Source organism: Dietzia psychralcaliphila (assembly GCF_003096095.1).
GTDB lineage: Bacteria > Actinomycetota > Actinomycetes > Mycobacteriales > Mycobacteriaceae > Dietzia > Dietzia psychralcaliphila.
Window position 1 is genome coordinate 1827502 of the sequence record NZ_CP015453.1, and the last position, 21966, is coordinate 1849467.

General features: G+C 70.0%; 18 protein-coding genes. 6 read left to right on the plus strand and 12 right to left on the minus strand.

Annotated elements, in window-relative coordinates:
• Positions 1 to 210: 210 nt before the first annotated feature.
• Complete coding sequence (locus A6048_RS08360; RefSeq protein ID WP_107747610.1) at positions 211 to 558, plus strand: YciI family protein; 348 nt, start codon at positions 211 to 213, stop codon at positions 556 to 558.
• A 40-nt stretch (positions 559 to 598) separates the two neighbouring features.
• Positions 599 to 1852, plus strand: coding sequence for an RNA polymerase sigma factor (locus A6048_RS08365; RefSeq protein ID WP_107747609.1), 1254 nt, complete (start codon positions 599 to 601; stop codon positions 1850 to 1852).
• 36 nt (positions 1853 to 1888) lie between these two features.
• Here A6048_RS08365 and meaB read toward each other — a convergent pair whose 3' ends face one another.
• The 3 genes from meaB to A6048_RS08380 all read right to left on the minus strand — a co-directional run bounded on the left by meaB (position 1889) and on the right by A6048_RS08380 (position 7189).
• Positions 1889 to 2854, minus strand: a complete 966-nt coding sequence (gene meaB / locus A6048_RS08370; RefSeq protein WP_200837372.1) for a methylmalonyl Co-A mutase-associated GTPase MeaB — start codon at positions 2852 to 2854, stop codon at positions 1889 to 1891.
• Between the two features lie 134 nt (positions 2855 to 2988).
• Positions 2989 to 5340 carry a methylmalonyl-CoA mutase gene (gene scpA, locus A6048_RS08375; RefSeq protein WP_107747607.1) on the minus strand — a complete coding sequence of 784 codons (2352 nt, stop codon included), beginning with the start codon at positions 5338 to 5340 and terminating at the stop codon, positions 2989 to 2991.
• A 1-nt stretch (position 5341) separates the two neighbouring features.
• Positions 5342 to 7189 carry a methylmalonyl-CoA mutase family protein gene (locus tag A6048_RS08380; protein WP_107747606.1) on the minus strand — a complete coding sequence of 616 codons (1848 nt, stop codon included), beginning with the start codon at positions 7187 to 7189 and terminating at the stop codon, positions 5342 to 5344.
• 135 nt (positions 7190 to 7324) lie between these two features.
• Here A6048_RS08380 and A6048_RS08385 point away from each other — a divergent pair, with 135 nt between their 5' ends.
• Positions 7325 to 7984 carry a TVP38/TMEM64 family protein gene (locus A6048_RS08385; RefSeq protein ID WP_235027490.1) on the plus strand — a complete coding sequence of 220 codons (660 nt, stop codon included), beginning with the start codon at positions 7325 to 7327 and terminating at the stop codon, positions 7982 to 7984.
• A gap of 18 nt (positions 7985 to 8002) precedes the next feature.
• Here the strand turns inward: A6048_RS08385 and A6048_RS08390 are convergent, their stop codons facing one another.
• Positions 8003 to 8824 carry a DUF3097 domain-containing protein gene (locus A6048_RS08390; RefSeq protein ID WP_200837373.1) on the minus strand — a complete coding sequence of 274 codons (822 nt, stop codon included), beginning with the start codon at positions 8822 to 8824 and terminating at the stop codon, positions 8003 to 8005.
• Positions 8825 to 8892: 68 nt separating this feature from the next.
• Here A6048_RS08390 and A6048_RS08395 point away from each other — a divergent pair, with 68 nt between their 5' ends.
• Positions 8893 to 9705, plus strand: a complete 813-nt coding sequence (locus A6048_RS08395) for a hypothetical protein (protein WP_107747605.1) — start codon at positions 8893 to 8895, stop codon at positions 9703 to 9705.
• A 146-nt stretch (positions 9706 to 9851) separates the two neighbouring features.
• Here the strand turns inward: A6048_RS08395 and A6048_RS08400 are convergent, their stop codons facing one another.
• From A6048_RS08400 to A6048_RS08435, 8 genes are all read right to left on the minus strand, one after another.
• Complete coding sequence (locus A6048_RS08400; protein ID WP_107747604.1) at positions 9852 to 10898, minus strand: ferrochelatase; 1047 nt, start codon at positions 10896 to 10898, stop codon at positions 9852 to 9854.
• 1 nt (position 10899) lies between these two features.
• The gene (gene inhA, locus A6048_RS08405; RefSeq protein WP_107747710.1) at positions 10900 to 11748 is read right to left on the minus strand and encodes an NADH-dependent enoyl-ACP reductase InhA; all 849 of its coding nucleotides are present in this window, start codon (positions 11746 to 11748) and stop codon (positions 10900 to 10902) included.
• Between the two features lie 141 nt (positions 11749 to 11889).
• Entirely contained in the window at positions 11890 to 12621 is a 732-nt protein-coding gene (gene fabG1 / locus A6048_RS08410; RefSeq protein ID WP_107747603.1) for a 3-oxoacyl-ACP reductase FabG1, read from the minus strand.
• A 54-nt stretch (positions 12622 to 12675) separates the two neighbouring features.
• Positions 12676 to 13656: a VWA domain-containing protein gene (locus A6048_RS08415; RefSeq protein WP_107747602.1), complete on the minus strand. Its 981-nt coding sequence runs from the start codon at positions 13654 to 13656 to the stop codon at positions 12676 to 12678.
• On the minus strand, positions 13653 to 14633 hold the full coding sequence (locus tag A6048_RS08420; protein ID WP_107747601.1) for a DUF58 domain-containing protein: 981 nt from the start codon (positions 14631 to 14633) through the stop codon (positions 13653 to 13655). The genes A6048_RS08415 and A6048_RS08420 overlap by 4 nt, the downstream gene beginning before the upstream one ends.
• The gene (locus tag A6048_RS08425; RefSeq protein WP_200837374.1) at positions 14630 to 15694 is read right to left on the minus strand and encodes an AAA family ATPase; all 1065 of its coding nucleotides are present in this window, start codon (positions 15692 to 15694) and stop codon (positions 14630 to 14632) included. Before A6048_RS08425 ends, A6048_RS08420 begins: the two co-directional genes overlap by 4 nt.
• Positions 15695 to 15884: 190 nt before the next feature.
• Entirely contained in the window at positions 15885 to 17372 is a 1488-nt protein-coding gene (locus A6048_RS08430; protein ID WP_244911061.1) for an NlpC/P60 family protein, read from the minus strand.
• A 326-nt stretch (positions 17373 to 17698) separates the two neighbouring features.
• On the minus strand, positions 17699 to 18229 hold the full coding sequence (locus A6048_RS08435; RefSeq protein ID WP_107747599.1) for an Rv1476 family membrane protein: 531 nt from the start codon (positions 18227 to 18229) through the stop codon (positions 17699 to 17701).
• A gap of 246 nt (positions 18230 to 18475) precedes the next feature.
• Here A6048_RS08435 and acnA point away from each other — a divergent pair, with 246 nt between their 5' ends.
• Complete coding sequence (gene acnA / locus A6048_RS08440) at positions 18476 to 21289, plus strand: aconitate hydratase AcnA (protein ID WP_107747598.1); 2814 nt, start codon at positions 18476 to 18478, stop codon at positions 21287 to 21289.
• Between the two features lie 91 nt (positions 21290 to 21380).
• Positions 21381 to 21950: a TetR/AcrR family transcriptional regulator gene (locus A6048_RS08445; protein ID WP_107747597.1), complete on the plus strand. Its 570-nt coding sequence runs from the start codon at positions 21381 to 21383 to the stop codon at positions 21948 to 21950.
• Positions 21951 to 21966 lie beyond the last annotated feature (16 nt).

Here is a 21966-nt window from a genome sequence, read left to right on the forward strand (position 1 = left end):
CCTCCTCCGTCTTCTCACGTCTGAATTCACACGCGCGGCCTCTGAGGCAGCCGCGCGCGACATCTCTTGCGCGGATGCCCCGGGAGCGGAATCCGGAGTGCGCGGAGAATTATTCTGCGAACCTGTCGATTTTCCGGCGCCCGTTCGTCATGGAGGTGTCGGCGCACGTCACCGCGGCCGGCATCCACCACTCACGGTCAGGAGATCGACATGAAATACGTACTGCTGCTTATGGCCAACCTCGAGGACGTGCGCTGCGGCGAGGAGGAAGGGCCCGGCGTCGAGGAGTTCATGGCCTTCGACGCCGAGCTGGAGAAGGCCGGCGTCCTCGCCGGTGGTTTCGCTCTGGAGGACCCCGAAACCGGCGTCACGGTCAGGATCCCCGCGGGCGGGACGGACGCCGTCGTCACGTCCGGTCCGTACGCCGAGAGTAGGGAGTTCGTCGGCGGCACGATCGTCATCGACGTTGCGGACATCGACGAGGCGCTGGCCTGGGCTGCCAAGTGCCCCGGCGCCAGGGGTGGATGGGTCGAGGTCCGCGCGATGCTGGAGTTCTGATGCCGGACCGACGGGTCCGGGGCGCCGCGGGGGTCACCCCGTGACCGCCCCGGGCCCGGCGGCGTCGGACGTGCTCGCCGCACTGCGGCGCGAGGAGCATTCGCGCCTCCTCGCCACGCTGGCGTCACGCTTCGGGGATCTGGATCTCGCGGAGGACGCGGCCCAGGACGCGCTCGAAGCGGCGATCGAGACCTGGCCTCGTACCGGGGTGCCGGACTCCCCGCTCGCGTGGCTCACCACTACCGCCACCCGCAAGGCGATCGACCGGCTCCGGCGCGAGAAGGCGCTCACCGAGCGTCTCGCGCGTCTCCGGGTCGAGGAGGACCGACGCACGTCCGCGCCGCTGGTCCGTGCGGTCGTGGAGCCGGACGAGATCCCCGACGACAGGCTCGAGCTGTTCTTCGCGTGCTGCCATCCCACGCTCAAGACCGACGAGCAGGTGGCGCTTATACTGCGATACCTCGGCGGGCTGACGACAATGGAGATCGCCCACGCTTTCCTCCTCCCGGTGACGACGGTGCAGCAGCGCCTCGTCCGGGCGAAGAAACGCCTCCGGGTCACCCGGATCCCGATCCGCACCCCCGGCCCGGAGGATCTGCCGGCCCGACTGCCCGCGGTGCTCGCGGTGATCTACCTGATCTTCACCGAGGGCTACGCCGCGACCACCGGTGACGGTCACCTGCGCGGGGACCTCACGACGGAGGCGATCCGCCTCGCCCGGATCGTGCACAGGCTCGTACCGGGGCAGCCGGAGGCGACGGGTCTGCTCGCTCTCCTCCTGCTCACCGAGGCCCGCGCGCCGGCCAGGGTCGACGACGAGGGCCTACCCGTCCCATTGCGCGAACAGGACAGGGACCGGTGGGACCGTCTCCTGGCGGATGAGGGGCTGGGCCTGGCGATGGAGGCCGCGGCCGGCGGGCCGGGGCCCTATTCGGTCCAGGCGTCGATCGCCGCGGTCCACGCGGAGTCGCGAGACGTCGAGTCGACCGATTGGGCACAGATAGTGGTGCTGTACGACCTCCTCCTCGCACTCGTACCCGGACCCGTCGTCCGGATGGCGCGTGCAGTGGCCGTGGGACGCCGCGACGGACCGGAGACCGGCCTGCAGCAGCTCGACGCCCTCGCCGGAGAGGCGGAGCTGGAGCGGCATCACCCGTTCCACGAGGCGCGGGCGACGACGCTCGAGGAACTCGGGCGCGGTGACGAGGCCCGCCGGGCCTGGGCGCGTGCCCACCAGCTCACGGAGAACGCCTCCGAGCGCGAGTACCTGGTCCGCAGGTGGTGGGACGCCTGACGCGCTCCCTGACGCGTTCCCCGACGAGTCGGCGCGTCAGGCGTCGAAGGCGTCGATGATCGCCTGGGCCGCGAGGGCCGCCGTCAGCGTGCCCTCGCTGACACGTCGCTCGACCTCGGCCGTGACCCGACGCACGTCGGGATCGGCCGCGAGTCGCGCCATGAGGGTGTCGTGCACCATCGACCGGGTCCACTCGACCTGCTGACGGGCCCGACGGGCCTCGACCTCGCCGATCTCCCCCATCGTGTCCTGGTGCGATTGGACGGCCTGCCAGAAGTCGTCCAAACCGTCGCCCTCGAGTCCCGACATCGTCAGGACCGGCACCTTCCACGCCGAGTCCGCCGGTCGCACGAGCCGCAGCGCCGCGCCGAGTTCGCGCGCGGCGCGCCTGGCGTCCTTGACGTGGGGGCCGTCGGCCTTGTTGACGGCGACCACGTCCGCCAACTCCAGCACGCCCTTCTTGATTCCCTGGAGCTGGTCTCCGGTGCGGGCCAGGGTGAGGAACGTGAAACAGTCGACCATCCCCGCGACGGTGACCTCGGACTGGCCCACTCCCACCGTCTCGACCAGGATCACGTCGAATCCTGCAGCCTCGAGCAGCACCATCGTCTCGCGGGTCGCCTTGGCCACCCCTCCGAGCGTCCCGGAGGTCGGCGAGGGCCGGATGTAGGCGCGGGGTTCCGTGGAGAGCGTGGCCATCCGGGTCTTGTCGCCGAGTATCGACCCGCCGGTGCGGGTGGAGGACGGGTCGACGGCGAGGACCGCGACCTTGTGGCCCTTCTCCACCAGGTACAGCCCGAATGACTCGATGAACGTGGACTTGCCCACGCCCGGCACCCCGGTGATTCCGATGCGTAGCGCACCGCCGGAGCGCGGGAGCGCGCCCAGGAGCAGCTCCTGCGCCTTCTCGCGGTGCGCGGGGTTCGTGGACTCGAGCAGCGTGATGGCCCGGGCGAGGACGGGACGATCGTCGTCGAGCACGCCCTCCAGCAGGGCCTGCACGTCGATCTCCCGACGCGGTCTGGGCCCCGTCGCAGAGGGGACCGGACCGCGGACCGCGCCCGTGCCGAGAGTGGTCGACAGGCTGCCCGAGGTGTTGCCCGAGCCCGCGGGATCGGGACCGGAGCCGAGGCGGTTCAGGACTCGGCCCCCGCCCCTGCCCCCTCACCGGGGCGCGCCGAGGCCGAGCCCGCGGAGTCGGAGCCTGCCGACGTGGGGCCGGCGGAGGCCAACTCGTGTCCGAGCTCCCGGGCGAGTGTCCCGAGCAGCTCGATCGCCGCGTCCGAGATCACGGTGCCGGGAGGATAGATGGCGGCTGCCCCGGCATCGTAGAGCTCCTGGAAGTCGCCCGGCGGGATCACGCCGCCCACGGTGACCATGATGTCCCCACGGCCCACTGCGGCCAGCGCCTCGCGCAGAGCCGGGACCAGGGTGAGGTGTCCGGCGGCCAGCGAGGACACACCCACCACGTGGACATCGGCGTCCGCGGCCTGCTGGGCGACCTCTTCCGGGGTCTGGAACAGCGGACCCATGTCCACGTCGAAGCCGAGATCGGCGAAGGCTGTCCCCACCACCTTCTGTCCGCGGTCATGGCCGTCCTGGCCCATCTTGGCCAGCAGGATGCGGGGTCGACGACCCTCCAGTTCGGAGAACTCCTCGGCCATCTTCATCGCCTTGGTGACGTTGTCCACGGCGCCCTCCTTGGAGACCTCCTGCCGGTACACGCCGGACAGGGTCTTGATCTCTGCCTTGTGACGACCGTAGACCTTCTCGAGCGCGTCCGAGATCTCTCCGATGGTCGCGTGGGCGCGGGCGGCGTCGATGGCCAACGCCATGAGGTTGCTCTCCATGTCGCTCCCGGCAGCGCCGGACGCCGACTCGGTGAGCCTGTCGAGGGCCGCCCGACAGGCGGCCTCGTCGCGCTCTGCCCGGAGCTTGTCCAGCTTGGCCAGCTGCTCGGTACGCACGCGCGAGTTCTCGACCTTGAGGACCTCGATCTCCTGGTCCTCGGTCACGACGTACTTGTTGACCCCGATCACCGGCTGGCGCCCGGAGTCGATACGCGCCTGCGTGCGGGCAGCGGCCTCCTCGATGCGGAGCTTGGGGATACCCTCGCCGATCGCCTGGGCCATGCCCCCGGCCTCCTCGATCTCGATGAGGTGTAACCGGGCCTTGTCGGCCAGCTGTGCGGTGAGCCACTCGATGTAGTACGAACCGGCCCACGGGTCGATCGGGCGGGTCGTCGCCGACTCCTGCTGGAGCAGGAGCTGGGTGTTGCGCGCGATCCGGGCCGAGAAGTCGGTGGGCAGTGCCAGCGCCTCGTCGAGAGCGTTGGTGTGTAGCGACTGTGTATGACCCTGTGTCGAGGCCATGGCCTCGATACACGTGCGGGCCACGTTGTTGAAGACGTCCTGGGCGGTCAGTGACCAGCCGGAGGTCTGCGAATGGGTACGCAGCGACTTGGACTTCTCGCTCTGTGGCCCGAATTTCTCCACCAGTTCGCTCCAGAGCAGGCGGCCTGCCCGCAGTTTGGCGATCTCCATCGAGAAGTTCATCCCGATTGCCCAGAAGAAGGACAGCCGCGGGGCGAACTTGTCTATCTCCAACCCGGCGTCCAACCCGGCGCGCAGGTACTCGACGCCGTCCGCGAGCGTGTACGCGAGCTCCAGATCGGCCGTCGCACCGGCCTCCTGGATGTGGTACCCGGAGATCGAGATGGAGTTGAACCGGGGCATCTTGCGTGAGGTGTACGCGAAGATGTCCGAGATGATCCGCATCGAGGGCTTGGGCGGATAGATGTAGGTGTTGCGGACCATGAACTCCTTGAGGATGTCGTTCTGGATGGTCCCCGCGAGCTGCTCCGGCTTCACCCCCTGCTCCTCGGCCGCCACCACGTACAACGCGAGGATCGGCAGGACGGCGCCGTTCATGGTCATCGACACGGAGACCGCGGACAGGTCGATGCCGTCGAACAACTCACGCATGTCCAGGATCGAGTCGATCGCCACCCCCGCCATCCCGACGTCTCCGGAGACCCGGGGGTGGTCGGAGTCGTAGCCGCGGTGCGTGGCCAGGTCGAACGCCACCGACAGTCCCTTCTGGCCCGCGGCGAGGTTCCGCCGGTAGAAGGCGTTGGACTCGGCGGCGGTGGAGAAGCCGGCGTACTGCCGGATCGTCCAGGGCTGGTTGACGTACATGGACGGGTACGGACCGCGCAGGAACGGTGCGGCTCCCGGGACGGTGTCCAGCGGGAAGGGAGTGACCTCCTCGCCGTCGTCGGTCGGTGCGATACCCGCCTCCACCGCGTCGCGGTCCGCCTTGGTGAACACTCGCTTGACGTCGATACCCTCGGGGGTCTCCCACCGAGGTCCGGTATCAACGTCGGTGTCGACGCCGGCGTGGACTGCGGTCTCGACGCCGTCCGGCAGGGGTGCACCCTCGGTGCTCTCGCGCAGCGGAGAGGTGCTGAAATCGGGGAAGGTGGTCATCTCACTTCACTCCCAGCTGGTCGAGGAGGGTGGTCAGGGCGGCGACGGCGTCGATCCCGGTCGCGAGGTACCCGTCCGGTCGATCGTCTGCGTCGGCAGGGAAGCCCTTCTCCGCCCCGGCGAGGTACACCGTCGTCACACCCGCGTCGCGTAGTGCACGGACGGCGTCCGATCCCTCGGTGGCGTAGCGCTTGTCCCCGCCACAGAGGACGGCGATGTCCTCGCCCCGGCGGACACCGGCGTACTGGTCCGCTGCGGTGGCCATCGGGTTGCGGGCCTCGATCCCGCCGGCGGCGAGCAGGTTGGCGACAAAGGTGATGCGGCCCGTGGTCTCGGCCATCGGGCCGAGCCCGGCGAGCAGGACGGTCGGCCGGGCGCCGGTGGCCTCCAGGTGTGCATCCGAACGGTCGCGCAGGGCCTCGAAGTCGCGGCCGTAGCGGTAGTCCTCACCGCCGCGACGCGAGGTGTCGAGCGGCGGCTCGGCGAGGTTCGGGAACTCGGAGACACCGGTGATGGGTGCCGTGCGGTGCGCGATGTCGGCATCCCGGGCCTCGCGGACCCGGGCGATCGCGTCGGCGACGCTCCCCGAGGCGATCGCGGCGGCGAGTCCGCCCTCGGCCTCGATGGTCTGGAAGGCGGACCAGGCGGCCTCGGCGAGCGAGTCGGTGAGCGATTCGACGTACCAGGACCCACCGGCGGGGTCGACCACATGGCCCAGGTGCGACTCCTCGAGAAGCAGTAGCTGGGTGTTGCGGGCGATGCGCTCGGCGAAGGCCGGAGAGGTGCTCTCCAGGCCCCCGGGCACAGAGGCGTCGAACGGCAGGACGGTCACGGAGGTGGCACCGCCGACCCCGGCGCCGAACGAGGCGAGAGTGGTGCGCAGCATGTTCACCCACGGGTCCCGCCGCGACATCATGGCCGAGGAGGTGACGGCGTGCTGCGGCGCATCCCCGGCCTCGGGCGCGCCCAGGAGCTCGGCGACGCGGGCCCACATCAGGCGCCCGGCACGGAACTTGGCGATCGAGACGAACTGGTCGTCGGTCGCCGACAATCTGAACGAGACCTGGCGGAGGGCGACCTCCACGGGAAGCCCCGCCGACATCAGTGCCCGCACGTACTCCAGGCCCGCGGCCACGGCGTAGGCGAGCTCCTGGGCGTCCCCGGCGCCGTCGGCGTGGAAGACGGTGCCGTCGGCGACGAAGGTCCGGACGGTCTCCTCCCGCTCGGACGCGCGCGTGGCGAGGCCGACCGCCGCGTCGAGTGCGATCGTCTCCGACGAGGCGCCTGCGGCGTACGCGGAGGTGACGGGAGTGGCGCCCAGATCGGCGATCACCGCGGACCTGTCGGTCACCCCGTCGCCGGCCGATCTGCGCTGGTCCAGGAGTTCGAGGAACGCCTCCGTGACCTCGACGAGGTCGGAACCGGCGTCGAAGGTCACCGGGGCGAGGTCCAGGTAGACGTCCTTGAGGACGGCGGCCACGTCGGCGGCCGGCACCCGCAACCAGAGGGCGGATGCGCCCTGGCCCAGGAGATCCAGGACGGCGGTGTTGACCTCACTCGGGTCGCCCTGGGCCTCGACCCGGGCGCTGACGTGCCAGCCGTTCTCCGGAAGACCCGTCCGGTCCCCTCCCCGCACGAACGGGAACGAGCCCGGTGCCGGGCGCTCGGGTGTCTCGTCGGCCCGCGTGTAGAGGGGGTTGACCTCGATTCCGTCGCGGGTGGTGGCCACGAGGGCGCGCCAGGCGTCCTCCGGCATCTCGGCGGGATCCTTGCGGGCGGCCTTCGCGAGGACGGCTCCCACAGAGGCGTACCAGGAGTGAAGGTCGGGACCTGTGGTCGGACTGGACACCGGTACCTCGTTCTCTTGTGGAGTGAAGGGGGTCACCACGGACTCTAATGCAGCGCCTCCGCCGGTCGGCACGTGACCGTGTGCGCGGGGTCACCAGGGGGAGGACGCCGGCGGCCCGACGACTACAGTCGACCCGTGCGCGGACGGGTGATCTGGTGGGTGGCGGTTGTCCTGGCCCTGGTGCTGCTGGCCACCGTCGTCCCGACCCCTGGTCTGGAGCAGATGCGCGGGTGGGCGGACCAGCTGGGCCCGTGGTTCCCGGTCGCGTTCTTCTCGGCGTACGCGATCGTCACCGTCGCCCCGATCCCCCGGTCGACGTTCACCTATTCAGCCGCTGTGCTCTTCACCCCTGCCGTGGCGATCCCCTGTTCGCTGCTCGCGTCCGGCATCGCGGCCACGCTGGCGTTCGTCGGGGTCCGTCGTCTGGGCCACAGACGCACCGCCGCGCTGCGCGCGGACCACCGGATCGCGGCGGTAGACGCTCGCCTCCGACGGCGCGGTTGGCTCTCCGTCGGGAGCCTGAGACTGGTCCCCGCCGTCCCGTTCTCGGTGGTCAACTACGCGGCCGCGCTCACGTCCATCCCCTACCGGCAGTTCCTGCCCGCGACGGTGATCGGCAGCACGCCGGGGACAATCGCGGCGATCCTGCTGGGACACTCCCTCACCGAGGGTGACGGGACCGCCGCCCTGTGGGCGACGGGCGCGTTCGCGGCGGTGGGCCTTGTCGGCATGATCCTGGACGCTCGCCTGCCCGTCCGGGGCAGGGACGACGACGAGGTCGGCACGCCCGGGTGACCTGCTCCCCGTGGTGGATCAGACGGGCTCGGTGACGAAGTCCACCAGCCGCTCGACCGCACCCAGCAGGGCCGGCTCCACGTCCCGGTACGTGCTCACCGCGCCCAGGACCCTCCTGAAACCGTCGGCCGGTTCACCCCACCCGAGCCGGTCGCAGATGCCGGTCTTCCAGTCCTCGCCCCGCGGGACCACCGGCCATGCGTGGATACCCACGGCCCCGGGCTTGACCGCCTGCCAGATGTCCACATAGGGGTGGCCGGTCACCAGCACGTCGCCACCGAGGCCGGCGACGATGCGTGACTCCTTGCTCCCCGTGACCAGGTGGTCGACCAACACTCCCAGACGCGCCTGCGGCGTCGGTCCGAACTCCGCCACCAGCGCGGGCAGGTCGTCGATCCCGTGAAGCGGTTCCACGACGATCCCCTCGACCCGCAGGTCGTGACCCCAGATCTTCTCGACGATAGCTGCGTCGTGGATGCCCTCGACCCAGATACGGCCCGCTCGCGCGGTCCGGGCACGCAGGCCCTCGACCTTCCGGGACCCGGACGCGGTGACCGTCGGGCCGGCCGTCACGACCGGCCCGGGCCGGCGCAGCGTCACCGGTGAGCCGTCGATGAGGAAGGCCGAGGGGGTCATAGCGAAGAGGCGGACCAGGCCGCGCCGGTCCTCGAGTTTGACGAAGTCGCCGTCGGGGGTGCGGCTGAACCCCACCACGGCACCGCAGAAGCCGGAGTCCGCGTGCTCCACCACCAGATCGCTCTCGGCGACGACGACGGGGATCTCCGGTCGGCGGCGCCGCGCCGTCCCGGAGAGGACATCGGAGCCGTACATGTCTGCCATGGCCAGACACGGTAGCCGGATACGCGCGCGGTCGGCGGGCGGCGCACCGACCGGTAGGATTGATCGTCATGTCACGCCCCCTCACCCGGAGCGCCGCGCTGTCCCCCGCGTGGCCGTTGCCGATGTTCCTCCTTCGCACCGCCTGGGGTGACCAACCCTTCGACGAACTCACCGGGTACGTCTCGGGGCTGGCCGAGTCACACCTTGTCGAGATCTCGGGCGAGCCCGTGCGGATGCTCGACGGGATCTCCCCCGCCTCCGGGCCCACGGCGCTGCTCCCCGGACTCGTCACGGGTCTCCGGCGGTCGGGGCGTTCGCACCCCGCTCCCGAGTCGCTGGCTCTGCTCACCGCGGCCCCCGGGGACTCGTCGAGCCTTCCCACGGTTCCCGCGGTCCGCTCCGACGTGGCGGAGGCGGGGTGGGGAATCCTGGTCCGTGATCCGGTGAGCCGCGAGGCGGTCTGCCTGACCTGCGTCCGCCCGCATCCGGACGTCCTGCGCTGGCGGGCCCGTGGCGTCGCCGACTGCCCGGTGCCGCCACAGCCCGACGGCCCCTCCGGGGCTCTGTTCGCCCTGGGGCAGGCGGTGGTCGAGGCGGCGGAGTTGATCGAGCGGACAGCGGCACAGGTCGGCCAGGTGGGAACTCTCGACCTGGACGCCCACGTCACCAGGTTGCCCGCCGGCCTACCGGCCCGCGCTCTCGAGCTGGTGGACAGGATCGACCGGGTGGAGGCGATCATCTCGGTCGCGTTGGCGCAGCCGGACGTGGGCGCCGACCCCGCCGCGCGGGAACCGGTCCTCCGACGACTCGTGGCCGTGAAGGACGCCGCTCGTCGCTCGGCGGTGGCCGCTGCGGGTGATGCCGCCCTGCGCGGGACCTGAGGCTGCGAGACCCGAGGCCGCGGGACCTGAGCCCGCGAGCCCCGGGTCCGCGGGACCTGAGGCCGCGGGACCTGAGGCCGCGGGACCTGAGCCATCAAGAACCGGGTCCGCGAGAACCGACCAGGGCACGGCTGACGCCCCGGCGCCTACCGCGAGCAGCACCCCACCGCGCACCGGGCGCCATCGCGGTTACAGCCCAGCGCGGGCACATCGCCGAGCCTGTCGCCTTTCACTCCGGACTCGACCTCGTCGAGGAGCTGCAGGACCATTCGGGCGAACTCCGGGCTCGGCCCTGGGGTCGCGCAGCGGGTGACGGTCACGCCGAGTTCGCGCACCTCGTCCACCAGCTCGGTGTCCAGGTCCCAGATCACCTCGACGTGATCGGAGATGAACCCGATCGGCACGATCACCACGTCGCGGACGTCGTGCGTGCCCGCCAGTTCGCTGACGTGGTCCACCACGTCCGGCTCGAGCCACGGCACGCTCGGCGGCCCGGAACGGGACTGCCACACCAGGTCGTGTTCCTCGACCCCGGCGGCCTCGGCCACCAGCCGCGAGGCCTCGGCGACCTGACGGCTGTAGAGGTGACCTCCGAGTGTCGGCGGCCCCGCCACGGCGTCCGCCGATTCGGGCACCGAGTGCGCGGTGAAGATGACCCGGGCGCCCGGGGACGCCGACGCCACGGCGGCGCGCAGATCGGACGCGAAGCGCTCGATGAACAGGGGATGATCGTAGAACTGCCGCAGACGGACCATCGTGGGCGCACCGCGCACCTGCTCGCGGGCGCGTGCGATGTCCTCCTGGTACTGCGCACAACCGGAGTAACCGCCCCATGCGGAGGTGGCGAACACGGCCACGTTGCGGACGCCGTCCGCGGTCATCTGCCGCACCGTCTCCTCGATCATCGGTGTCCAGTTGCGGTTTCCGAAGTACACCGGCAAGGCCCTGCCGCGGCGCGCCAACTCCGCCTCGACGTTCGCGATGATCTCGCGGTTGAGGTCGTTGATCGGGCTGCGGCCGCCCAATTGTCGATAGTGGGTGGCCACCTCCTCGAGTCGCTCCGCCGGGATCCCGCGGCCGCGGGTGACGTTCTCCAGGAACGGGATCACGTCATCCTGGCCCTCGGGCCCCCCGAAGGACAGGACGAGCAGGGCGTCCACGGGCCCGGTTCCGTCGAGGGCACCATCAGTCATCTCAGTTCTCCTGTCCGCTGAACGAGACGGTGCCGGCGCCACCGTCTGCGTAGATCACTGTTCCGGTCGTGGCCGTCATGAGGTCCGAGAGCAGCGCGACCGCGGTGGTCGCCACCGCGGTGGGGTCGTTCACGTCCCACCCGAGGGGGGATCGCCTCGCCCACTCGTCCTGCATCTGGTCCAGTTCTCCGCCGGGACCCAGTGCGTCACCGGCGATGGCTTTGGCCGCGAGGGTCTTGACGGGACCGGCCGCGATGAGATTGGACCGCACGCCCTCGGGGCCGAGTTCCCGGGCCACGTAGCGGTTGACCGCCTCCAGCGCGTTCTTGGCTACGGACATCCAGTTGTAGAAGGGCATCGAGAACCTCGGGTCAAAGTCGAGGCCGATGATCGACGCCCCGGGGTTGAGCAACGGGCGTACAGCTTTCGCGAGGGAGGCGTAGGAGTAGGCGGAGATCTCCACCGCGACCGAGACGTCCTTCCACGGCGCGTCGAGGAACGGATCGCCGAGGCAACTGGGTGGCGCGAACCCGATCGAGTGGACCACCCCGTCGAGCGAATCGGCGTGTTCTCTCACCCTCCCCTCGAGTGCGGCGAGGTCCTCCTCGCTCTGCACGTCCAGTTCGATGACAGGGGGTCTCACGGGCAGCCGCTTCGAGATCGCCCGGACCAGCGACGGACGGCCGAATGCGGTCAGGATGACCGTGGCGCCGTGGAGCTGACAGTGCTTGGCGATGTGGAAGGCGATCGAGGCGTCGGTGATGACCCCTGTGACGAGGATGGTCTTGCCCGCGAGGAGTCCGGTGGCGGCCCCCGAAGTGTCGGCCGGGTTGGTGTGGCTAGTCGTCATGGCTGCGTCCTTAGTTGGGGCCTCGGTCGTCCGGGTGTCGGTCACGTCGGTGTCGGTCGACTCAGCATCGGTCACATTCAGCATCGTTGGAGTTCAGCATTGTGGGAGATCAGCATTGTTGACGATCAGCATCGTCGACCTTCAGTGACCCATTCCCATTCCACCGTCGACCGGCAGGACCGCGCCCGAGATGTACCCGGCGTCGTCCCCGGCGAGGAAGCTGACGGCCCCGGCCACGTCGTCCGCGCTACCCTTCCGGCCGAGCGGGATGGCCGCCACCGCGAGTGCCTGCGTCTTCTCGTCCAACCCGGCGGTCATGTCGGTGTCGATGAACCCGGGTGCCACCACGTTGGCCGTGATGTTGCGGGAGCCCAGCTCACGGGTCAGCGATCGCGCCATCCCGATGAGACCGGCCTTCGAGGACGCATAGTTGACCTGACCTGCGGTGCCCGAGTGGGCGACCACCGAGCCGATGAAGATGAGGCGGCCGAACCTGGCGCGCAGCATCCCGCGTGACGCCCGCTTGGCCACCCGGAACGCGCCGGACAGGTTGGCCTCGACCACCCGGGTGAACTGCTCGTCCTTCATCCGCATCAGGAGCGTGTCGTCGGTGATCCCGGCGTTGGAGACCACCACCTCGACCGGTCCGAACTCGGCCTCGACCGCGGTGAACGCCGCGTCCACGGAGTCGGGGTCGGTGACGTCGCACTGCACCCCGAACAGTCCGTCGGGGGCCCCGGATCCCCGATGGGTCACCGCCACCCGGTGGCCGTCGGCGGCGAGTCGTTCGGCCACGGCGAGTCCGATGCCGCGGTTGCCTCCGGTCACCAGGACCGTGCGAGGTGTGATGGTGAGCGTGCTGTCGGGAACCATGTGCACCAACCTATCGAACACGCGCGCGTGGCCCGGTGCGGGTGCGCGCACCCGTCACGGGATGCGGCGGTGCGCCACCAGGGATCCGGCGGCGGCGAGCATCGCCAGGAGGGAGCCGATGACGAGCCACGGGCGGGAGGCGTCGGCCTTCTTCCACTCGTAACCGATCTGCTCCTCGAGGGTGCGGTAGACGGAGTCGAGCTCCTCCAGGCTGGAGGCGGTGAAGAAGTCACCTCCGGAGATCTCGGCGATGGTGCGCAGCGAGGCGTCGTCGACCGGCACAGGCTGGGGCCGACCCTGAATGTCGACTGTTCCGTAGAGGGTGCCGAAAGAGATGGTCGAGACCGGGATGCCGGCCTCCTCGGCCCGTTCGGCGGCGGTGAAGGCCCCGCGCTCCTCGGTGGGGTCGGCGGGGACGGTCTCCTTGCCGTCGGAGAGGAGGACGATGCGGGCGGGCGGCGCCTGGTCGGGACCGCCGAGGCTCTCGGTGAAGGTGGTGACGGCCTGAGTGGCGGTGTAGATCGCCTCGCCGGTCGCGGTCCGTTCGTCCAGCCGGAGACGCTCGACGGCGCGGACGACCGGCCCCCGGTCGGTGGTGGGCGCCACGAGCATCGAGGCGGTCCCCGCGTACGAGACCAGCCCGAGGTTCACTCCCGGGGTGAGGTTGTTGGCGAAGGTGGTGGCGGCCTGCTGCGCGGCCTCCAGTCGCGAGGGCGAGACGTCGGTGGACTCCATGGACAGGGACACGTCGACCACGAGCATCACCGTCGCCCGGTTCCGGGGTACCTTCTGTTCCTTCTGCGGGCCGGCCAGTGCCACCACCAGCGCGATCAGCGACAGGATGAGCACCACCGCGGGGACGTGGGTGAACCAGCGCCGACCGCCGCGGTCGACCGTCCGGAGGACCCCGAAGTTGCCGAAGCGCACCGTCCTACGCCGCTTGGAGCGCAGCGCGATCACGTACCCGACGGCGAGCGCCAGTGGTACCACCAACAGGATCAGCCACAGGGGGTGCTGGAACTCCGACACGCTCATCGGGGCACCCCACCCGGTGACGGATGGTCGTCGGGCAGGTCCCTGACGAGGTTCTCACCGGTGGGCAGTCCACCCTGGCGCCGTGCGCCGACGTAGTCGATCACGTCCCTGATCCAGTCCCGATCGGTGCGGAGGGCGAGCACCGGTGCGCCGCAGCGCCGGAGAGCGGCGTGGACCTCAGCGCGGTGAGCGTCCGCGGCCCGGCGGTAGTCGGCCGCGAGGGCGTCGTCGACGTCCAGCTCCAGCACCTCCCCGGTGGCCGGGTCCTGGAGCAGCGCAGCACCCACCGCGGGCAGTGCGATGTCCAGGGGGTCGGCGACGTGCACCGCCAGGAACTCGTGCCGGGTCCCCAGGACGCGGAGGGATCGTTCCCAGTCCACGTCGCCGAGGAAGTCGGAGATCACCACCACGAGTCCGTGTCGGCGGGCGGCGTTGCGGACGGCGCGGAGCGAGTCTGTGAACGTCCCACCGGGTGAGGCCCCGGTGCTGGACCGTGAGACCTCCTCGAGCAGCCGTCTGACGTGGTCACGGCCGCCGGTGGCCTGCAGTACCCGTGGGCGTCCGGCGCCGGTGAGGACCATCCCGACGCGACTGCCGCCCCCGGCGGACAGGAACCCGACGGTGGCCGCGGCCGCCTCGACGAGTCGGCGCTTGGTGCCGTACCGCCCCTCGACGTCGAGGCTGGGCGCCATGTCCACGACGATCCAGGTCTCCAACTCCCGGTCGGCGATGGTCTGCCGGATGTGGGGCACGGTGGTCCGCGCCGTCACGGACCAGTCCATGGTCCGCACGTCGTCACCGGGTTCGTAGGCGCGGGCCTCACCGGGTTCGGTCCCGGGCCCGGGCAGCAGGCCCCGGTGGTCGCCGTTGAGGACCCCGTCCAAACGGCGGGTGACGAGGAGTTCCAGTTGCGTCAGGGCCGCGCGGGACGCCGCGGCGACCGGGTCGTCGCGGGTTCCCTCGTCTGCCCGGGTCACCGTGCGGGCGGCGGGCCGGGCTGTGCGGGAACCGCGCTGATCTGCGGGAGCGGGACGGCCTCGAGAACCCGGCGCACCACGGTGTCCGCGGTGATCTCGTCCGCCAGGGCGTCGTAGGTGAGCACGAGGCGGTGGCGGAGCACGGCGGGAAGGACGTCGACGACGTCCTGGGGTACGACGTAGTCGCGACCCCGGACGAGCGCCAACGCCCGAGCCGCCGTGACGGCGCCCAGGGTGGCACGGGGAGACGCGCCGTACGCGAGCCACCTGGCCACGTCCTCGAGGCCGTGCCGGGCGGGTTCGCGGGTGGCGACGGTGACGCGGACGACGTAGTCCACCAACGCGTGGTGGACGAAGACCTCGCGGACCGCGTCCTGCAGCCGGAGCAGCGCGTCCACCCCGAGGATCGGGGACGGCTCCGGCGGGCGTGTCCCCATGCGGTAGACGATCTCCCGCTCCTCCTCGGGGCTCGGGTAGTCCACGACGAGCTTGAAGAGGAAGCGGTCACGCTGTGCCTCCGGGAGCTGGTACACGCCCTCGCTCTCGATGGGGTTCTGGGTGGCCATGACCAGGAACGGTGTGGGCATCGGGAAGGTCTGGCCGCCGATCGAGACATGACCCTCCGCCATCACCTCGAGCAGGGCCGACTGGACCTTGGCCGGGGCGCGGTTGATCTCGTCGGCCAGCACGAAGTTGGCCAGGATTGGACCGAGCTCGACCTCGAACTCCTCACGTCCCTGGCGGTAGATCCGGGTGCCGACGATGTCGGCCGGGACCAGGTCCGGGGTGAACTGGAGGCGGCGGAAACTCCCTCCCACCACGGTGGCGAAGGTCTCCACGGTGAGGGTCTTGGCGACGCCGGGAACACCTTCGAGGAGGATGTGGCCGCGGGAGAGCAGACCCACCAGGATCATCTCGATCAGCCGGTCCTGGCCCACGACGACCTTCTTGACCTCGTACACCGCCTGCTCGAGCAGCCTGGCGTCCGATCTCGCGGAGGACGCCGAGACCGCGGGGCGTGAACCCGGGTCGGCCGAGGGGTCGGAGTGGGGATCGCTCACCGCGGAGGGCTCCTTCGCGAGATCGGGAGGTCGGTGGCCCTGGGGCCGGACCGTCAGGACGGACTGGGGATGACAGTACCGGTGTACGGCCGTGCCCGGCCCGACCAGTGGTCGGACCGGGCACGGGCGGGTCGGCAGGGCGCGTCGGCAGGGCGCGTCGGCAGGGCGCGTCGGGAACGACGGAGACCCGTTACGTCAGCCGGACGACCATTGGTGACATCCCGGCCATCCGGACCGGCGAGATCTTGACGACGTCGCCGGACTGCGGAGCCTCCACCATCCTGCCGTCACCCAGGTACAGCGCCACGTGGCCGGGCCAGAAGAGCATGTCACCGCGCTTTCGTGTGGCCACCGGGAACTGGGGGCCCGCCGTGTACTGGTACCCGGTGAAGTGCGGCAACGCCTTCCCGATACCGGCGAACGCGTAGATCATCAGTCCGGAGCAGTCGAAACCGATCTTGTTGTAGTCGCCGTGGCTGTCCGCCACTCCGCCGTCCCGGATGCCCCGCGTGGGCCCCTTGGCGTCGCCGCCACCCCAGGCGTAGGGGACGCCGAGTTGGGACAGTGCCCGGTTGACCACCGTCTCCACCTGAGCCGAACTCGACGGGGTCCCCGAGTTGCCTCCACCCTGCCCGGGCGCGGGAGAAGGCGCGGCCGGGCCCTGTTGGATGGATCCGAAGTCGGCCCGTCCGATCGCATCGGTGACCTGACGGATGATCGCCTCGGTGTCCCCGTTGACCCCCGCTTCGATCGCGGCTCCGACACTGCCGGCGTCGATCGTCCCGCCGACGGCACGCGCCGCCCCGTCCGAGGAACCCCCGGCGAACTGGCGGACCGCGCCCAGGTCGAGGTGGCCGGGCAGTGCGGAGGCGATATCCGCGGCCTGCCGACCTGCCCGGGGGTCCGCGGCGAGTGCGCGGACGGCCTCGTCCCGCATGGCGTCGTCTTCCACCGTGTACTGGTCCGCGCTCTGCGGTCCCGCGGGAGTCGCGCCCGATTCCGCCAGCGCGCTCTGGTTCTCCTCCAGCGTCCTGGTCAGCTGGGCGACCTCGGCCTCCAACGAGGTGACGTCGGCGTAGACGGTCGCCACCTCGGATTCGGCGACGTCGCGCCGTGACGCGGCGTCGGCGTAGCGCTGCTCGGCGTCCGTCCGGGCCACGGCCGCCTCGGACTCGCGCCGGGCCGCCTCGTCGACCGCCAGGACCATGTCCCCCACGACGTGCCGCTGATCCGCGGCTGCTCGCTGGAGGAACTCCTGGCGTCGCCCGGCGTCGGCGGGGCCGCCCGGGTCGAGGATCGCGGAGGCGGCACCCGGTGCGGTCCCCTGCCGGTGCAGAAGGCGGGAGTACTCGTCCAGGGTGCTCCTGGCGGTCTCCACACCGGACTCGGCCTGTTCCCGCTCCGTGACCGTACGGTCGGCGTCCGCGATCGCGCGGTCGAGTTGGATCCGGGCCATCTGCAGGTCGACGAGCGTCTTGTTGACGCCCTCCCGCTTGACGGCGATGTCCTGTCGGGTGGAATCGAGCCGGGCGGACGCGTCCGCCACGGCGCGGATCAGACCGCTGATGTCGCCGGGCGAGACCGCCGGGGCCTCCTGCGCCACCGCTGTCGGTGCCTGGACCACGCCTGACGCGCTCCCCAGCACGAGTACCGCCGCGAGTAGGGCGCGCCCGGGCACCCGTCGCGGACTCCGACGTCTCCGCGCTCCGAGAGCACGGCTTGATGAATGGTCAGGCTCCACGTTTCACCTTCCGATAACCGCACGAGGGTGCGGCCGACCGCGCGACCCGCACGGCGGGACGCGTCTCCGAGGAGGGTGAGAGTCCGGTGATGCCTTCCCCTGCGCCACTAGAGCCTCATGCCTACTCGACAGAACCGATGGTTCCTCTAGCACCGTAGGTCACAGAAGACCCGTCTGGAACATTGGGCGGCAAAATACACTGCTGTAACTCGTTTAACGCCAGCAAAGCCGGCGTGTCGAGCGATGAAAGCGGTCTGCTCTCGTCAGCGGAGTCGGCGCCGGAGAGCCACGACGAAGGCCACCGCCACCACGATCGCCACCACGAGGACGACCGCCGAGAACGCGCCCCAGGGTGGTGCGGGTGCGGTGACCTTGTGCGCGAAGACCGAGGCGGAGGCCACGGGGTCGAACTCCTCCCAGGCGTCGTCCTGGCCGGCCTCGAGCTGATGGCGGGGAATCGTGTCGCTGGAGCTGCCGATGAAGGCCGGGGTCCGGACCAGGATGGTGCCCTCGTACTCATGGTTCAGCAGGGCGGCGAGGTCACGAGCATCCGTGTAGACGGCGGCCGGGGCGTCCGTGTAGACGACCTTGAGGTCCAACCCGCGGTCTCCCGCTTCGGTGACCACGGTCCGCAGGCCCTCGACGAACGGCTCCGGAGCGGAGACACCGTCGTCGGCCAGGTCTCCGACAACGGCCTCGAAGTCGAGCCACTGCGGGACCTCGCCCTCCTGCAACGACACCACCGGCTCGGCCTCGTAGGCGAGCGTGGTCACGGAATCGTCGGAGTTGTCCACGCCGACATGGTGCCATCTCGTCGTCGTCGTGCCGAATACACGCGCCGAACGGCGCGATACCCGCTCCGCGCCCCCCACCTTCGGGCGTGCCGGAACCTATACAGAACGAGCGTACTGGTAAATTGATGACCGCAACCGGGCGTAAGGGTCCACAATGGATCCTGTGTCCGCCCCCGGCGTTGCCGCCCGAGACACGCGGCGACACCGGGAGGGATGACGAATTGACATACCACGAGTGGAGCTGACGTGACAGCAAGCATTGACAGCTTTGGCGCCAAGGGGACCCTAGAGGTCGGCGGCCAAGCCTATGAGATCTACCGCCTCTCGGCGGTCGAGGGAGCCTCGAAGCTCCCCTATTCCCTCAAGGTCCTCACCGAGAACCTGCTGCGTACGGAGGACGGCAAGAACGTCACCAAGGCGCACATCGAAGCCCTGGCGGGCTGGGACCCCGCCGCCGAGCCCGACACCGAGATCCAGTTCACGCCCGCCCGTGTGATCATGCAGGACTTCACCGGTGTGCCCTGCATCGTCGACCTCGCCACCATGCGCGAGGCCGTCAAGACCCTCGGCGGCGACCCCGACAAGGTCAACCCCCTCGCGCCGGCCGAGATGGTCATCGACCACTCGGTGATCATCGAGTCATTCGGTGGCCGGGATTCGTTCGACAAGAACGTCGAGATCGAGTACCAGCGCAACGAGGAGCGGTACCAGTTCCTCCGCTGGGGCCAGGGCGCGTTCGACGACTTCAAGGTCGTCCCCCCGGGCACCGGCATCGTGCACCAGGTCAACATCGAGTATCTGGCGCGCTCCATCATGGTCCGCAACGGTCAGGCCTACCCCGACACCTGCGTGGGTACCGACTCGCACACCACCATGGAGAACGGGCTCGGCGTCCTGGGCTGGGGCGTCGGTGGTATCGAGGCCGAGGCCGCCATGCTCGGTCAGCCGATCTCTATGCTCATCCCCCGCGTCGTGGGCTTCAAGCTCACCGGGTCGATCAAGCCGGGCGTCACCGCCACGGACGTCGTCCTGACGATCACCGAGATGCTGCGCAAGCACGGCGTGGTGGGCAAGTTCGTGGAGTTCTACGGCGCCGGTGTCGCGGCCGTGCCCCTGGCCAACCGCGCCACCATCGGCAACATGAGCCCGGAGTTCGGTTCCACCTGTGCCATGTTCCCGATCGACGGCGAGACGATCGACTACCTGCGCCTGACGGGTCGCGACGAGGAGCAGCTCGCTCTGGTCGAGGCCTACGCCAAGGAACAGGGTATGTGGCTCCACGCGGACGCCGAGGAGCCCGTCTTCTCCGAGTACCTCGAGCTCGACCTGGGCGAGGTCGTCCCGTCGATCGCCGGCCCGAAGCGTCCGCAGGACCGCATCGAGCTGACCGACGCCAAGAGCGCCTTCCGCAAGGACATCCACAACTACGTGGACGCCGGCGTCAATCCCCTCGGCGACACCGAGAAGGGCCGGATGCAGTCCGAGGGCGGTGCCCCGTCAGACAACGTCGGGACCGCGACCCTCTCCCACGCCGAGGAGGGCTCGGTCCGTGCCGACGCGTCCGCCGGCGCCGAGGGCCGACCGTCCAAGCCCGTCGAGGTGACCGTCGACGGTACCGAGATGACCCTGGACCACGGCATCGTCTCGATCGCCTCGATCACCTCCTGCACCAACACGTCCAACCCGTCGGTGATGATCGGTGCCGGGCTCCTCGCGCGCAAGGCACACGAGAAGGGACTCAAGGCCAAGCCGTGGGTCAAGACTTCCATGGCTCCGGGTTCACAGGTCGTCACCGAGTACTACGAGCGCGCCGGCCTGTGGCCGGACCTGGAGGCCCTCGGCTTCTACCTCGTGGGCTACGGCTGCACCACCTGCATCGGCAACTCCGGACCGCTGCCGGAGGAGATCTCCAACGCGATCCAGGAGCACGACCTGACCGCCACCGCGGTCCTGTCCGGTAACCGCAACTTCGAAGGCCGGATCAACCAGGACGTCAAGATGAACTACCTGGCGTCCCCGCCGCTGGTCATCGCGTACTCGATCGCCGGCACCATGGACTTCGACTTCGAGGCCGATTCCCTGGGCAAGGACAAGGACGGCAACGACGTCTTCCTCAAGGACATCTGGCCCTCCACCGAGGAGATCGAGGAGACCATCAAGGCCTCCATCTCCTCCAACGAGTACACGTCCAAGTACGCCGACGTCTTCGCCGGTGACGAGCGCTGGCGCGGGCTCAGCACCCCGGACGGCAAGACGTTCGAGTGGGACGAGAAGTCGACCTACGTGCGGAAGCCCCCGTACTTCGACGGTATGCAGATGGAGCTGACCCCGGTCGAGGACGTCAAGGGCGCCCGCGTACTGGCCAAGCTCGGCGACTCGGTCACCACCGACCACATCTCGCCGGCCTCGACCATCAAGCCGGGTACCCCGGCCGCGCAGTACCTCGACGAGAACGGGGTGTCCCGCCAGGACTACAACTCGTTCGGTTCGCGGCGCGGAAACCACGAGGTCATGATCCGTGGCACGTTCGCCAACATCCGTCTCCAGAACCAGCTCCTGGACGGCGTGACGGGCGGCTACACGCGTGACTTCACGCAGGAGGGCGCCCCGCAGGCGTTCATCTACGACGCCGCGCAGAACTATGCCGCACAGGGCACCCCGCTCGTGGTGCTCGGTGGCAAGGAGTACGGCACGGGCTCGTCGCGCGACTGGGCCGCCAAGGGCACCAGCCTGCTCGGCGTCAAGGCCGTCATCACCGAGTCGTTCGAGCGCATCCACCGCTCGAACCTCATCGGCATGGGAGTCATCCCGCTGCAGTTCCCCGAGGGCGAGTCGCACGAGACCCTCGGACTGGACGGCACGGAGTCGTTCGACATCTCGGGCATCTCCGAGCTGAACAACGGCACCACGCCCAAGACGGTCAAGGTCGTCGCCACCAAGGAGGACGGCTCGAAGGTCGAGTTCGACGCCAAGGTGCGCATCGACACGCCCGGCGAGGCGGAGTACTACCGCAACGGTGGCATCCTGCAGTACGTGCTGCGCAACATGATCAAGGGCTGATCACCTCCACCCTCGACGGCGGTGCGCGGTTCTCCTGGTGAGACGGGGAGAACCGCGTACCGCCGTGGTGTATCCGTAGGAAGGCTGTGAGATGCCCAGGGTCAGTCAGGACCACATGGACGCCCGGCGTCGCGAGATCCTGTCGGGGGCGCGCGAGTGCTTTGCCGAGTTCGGGTTCGAGGGCGCGACGGTCCGGCGCCTGGAGGAGACCACGGGCCTCAGCCGCGGTGCGATCTTCCACCACTTCGACGACAAGGACGCACTGTTCCTCGCGCTGGCACACGACGATGCCGCGGCGATGGCGGCCACGGTCGCCGAGCAGGGTCTGGTGCAGGTGATGCGTGAGATCCTCGCCGATCCGCAGGAGTTCTCGTGGCTCGGCACCCGTCTGGAGATCGCGCGCCGCATCCGCACCGACCCGTCCTTCCGAGAGCGGTGGACCGACCGGCAGGCGGAACTCGACGCGGCCGTCCTGGCCCGCCTGCGGGAGCAGAAGGACTCCGGCAGGATGCGCACGGACGTCCCCGACGACGTGCTCCGCGTCTACCTCGACATCGTGCTCGACGGGCTCATCACCCACCTCGCCACAGGGCGCGGGACCGCGCACGTCAGTGCGATGCTCGACCTGGTGGAGGCCTCCCTGCGCACCGGTCGCGACTGATCCCGGGACGGGCGTA

Bases quoted from the DNA above. Each gene is read 5' to 3' on its own strand.
- A6048_RS08360 (WP_107747610.1), top strand. From the start codon at position 211: ATGAAATACGTACTGCTGCTTATGGCCAACCTCGAGGACGTGCGCTGC.
- scpA (WP_107747607.1), bottom strand. From the start codon at position 5,340: ATGACCACCTTCCCCGATTTCAGCACCTCTCCGCTGCGCGAGAGCACC.
- A6048_RS08390 (WP_200837373.1), bottom strand. From the start codon at position 8,824: ATGGCAGACATGTACGGCTCCGATGTCCTCTCCGGGACGGCGCGGCGC.
- A6048_RS08395 (WP_107747605.1), top strand. From the start codon at position 8,893: ATGTCACGCCCCCTCACCCGGAGCGCCGCGCTGTCCCCCGCGTGGCCG.
- A6048_RS08400 (WP_107747604.1), bottom strand. From the start codon at position 10,898: ATGACTGATGGTGCCCTCGACGGAACCGGGCCCGTGGACGCCCTGCTC.
- inhA (WP_107747710.1), bottom strand. From the start codon at position 11,748: ATGACGACTAGCCACACCAACCCGGCCGACACTTCGGGGGCCGCCACC.
- fabG1 (WP_107747603.1), bottom strand. From the start codon at position 12,621: ATGGTTCCCGACAGCACGCTCACCATCACACCTCGCACGGTCCTGGTG.
- A6048_RS08415 (WP_107747602.1), bottom strand. From the start codon at position 13,656: ATGAGCGTGTCGGAGTTCCAGCACCCCCTGTGGCTGATCCTGTTGGTG.
- A6048_RS08445 (WP_107747597.1), top strand. From the start codon at position 21,381: ATGCCCAGGGTCAGTCAGGACCACATGGACGCCCGGCGTCGCGAGATC.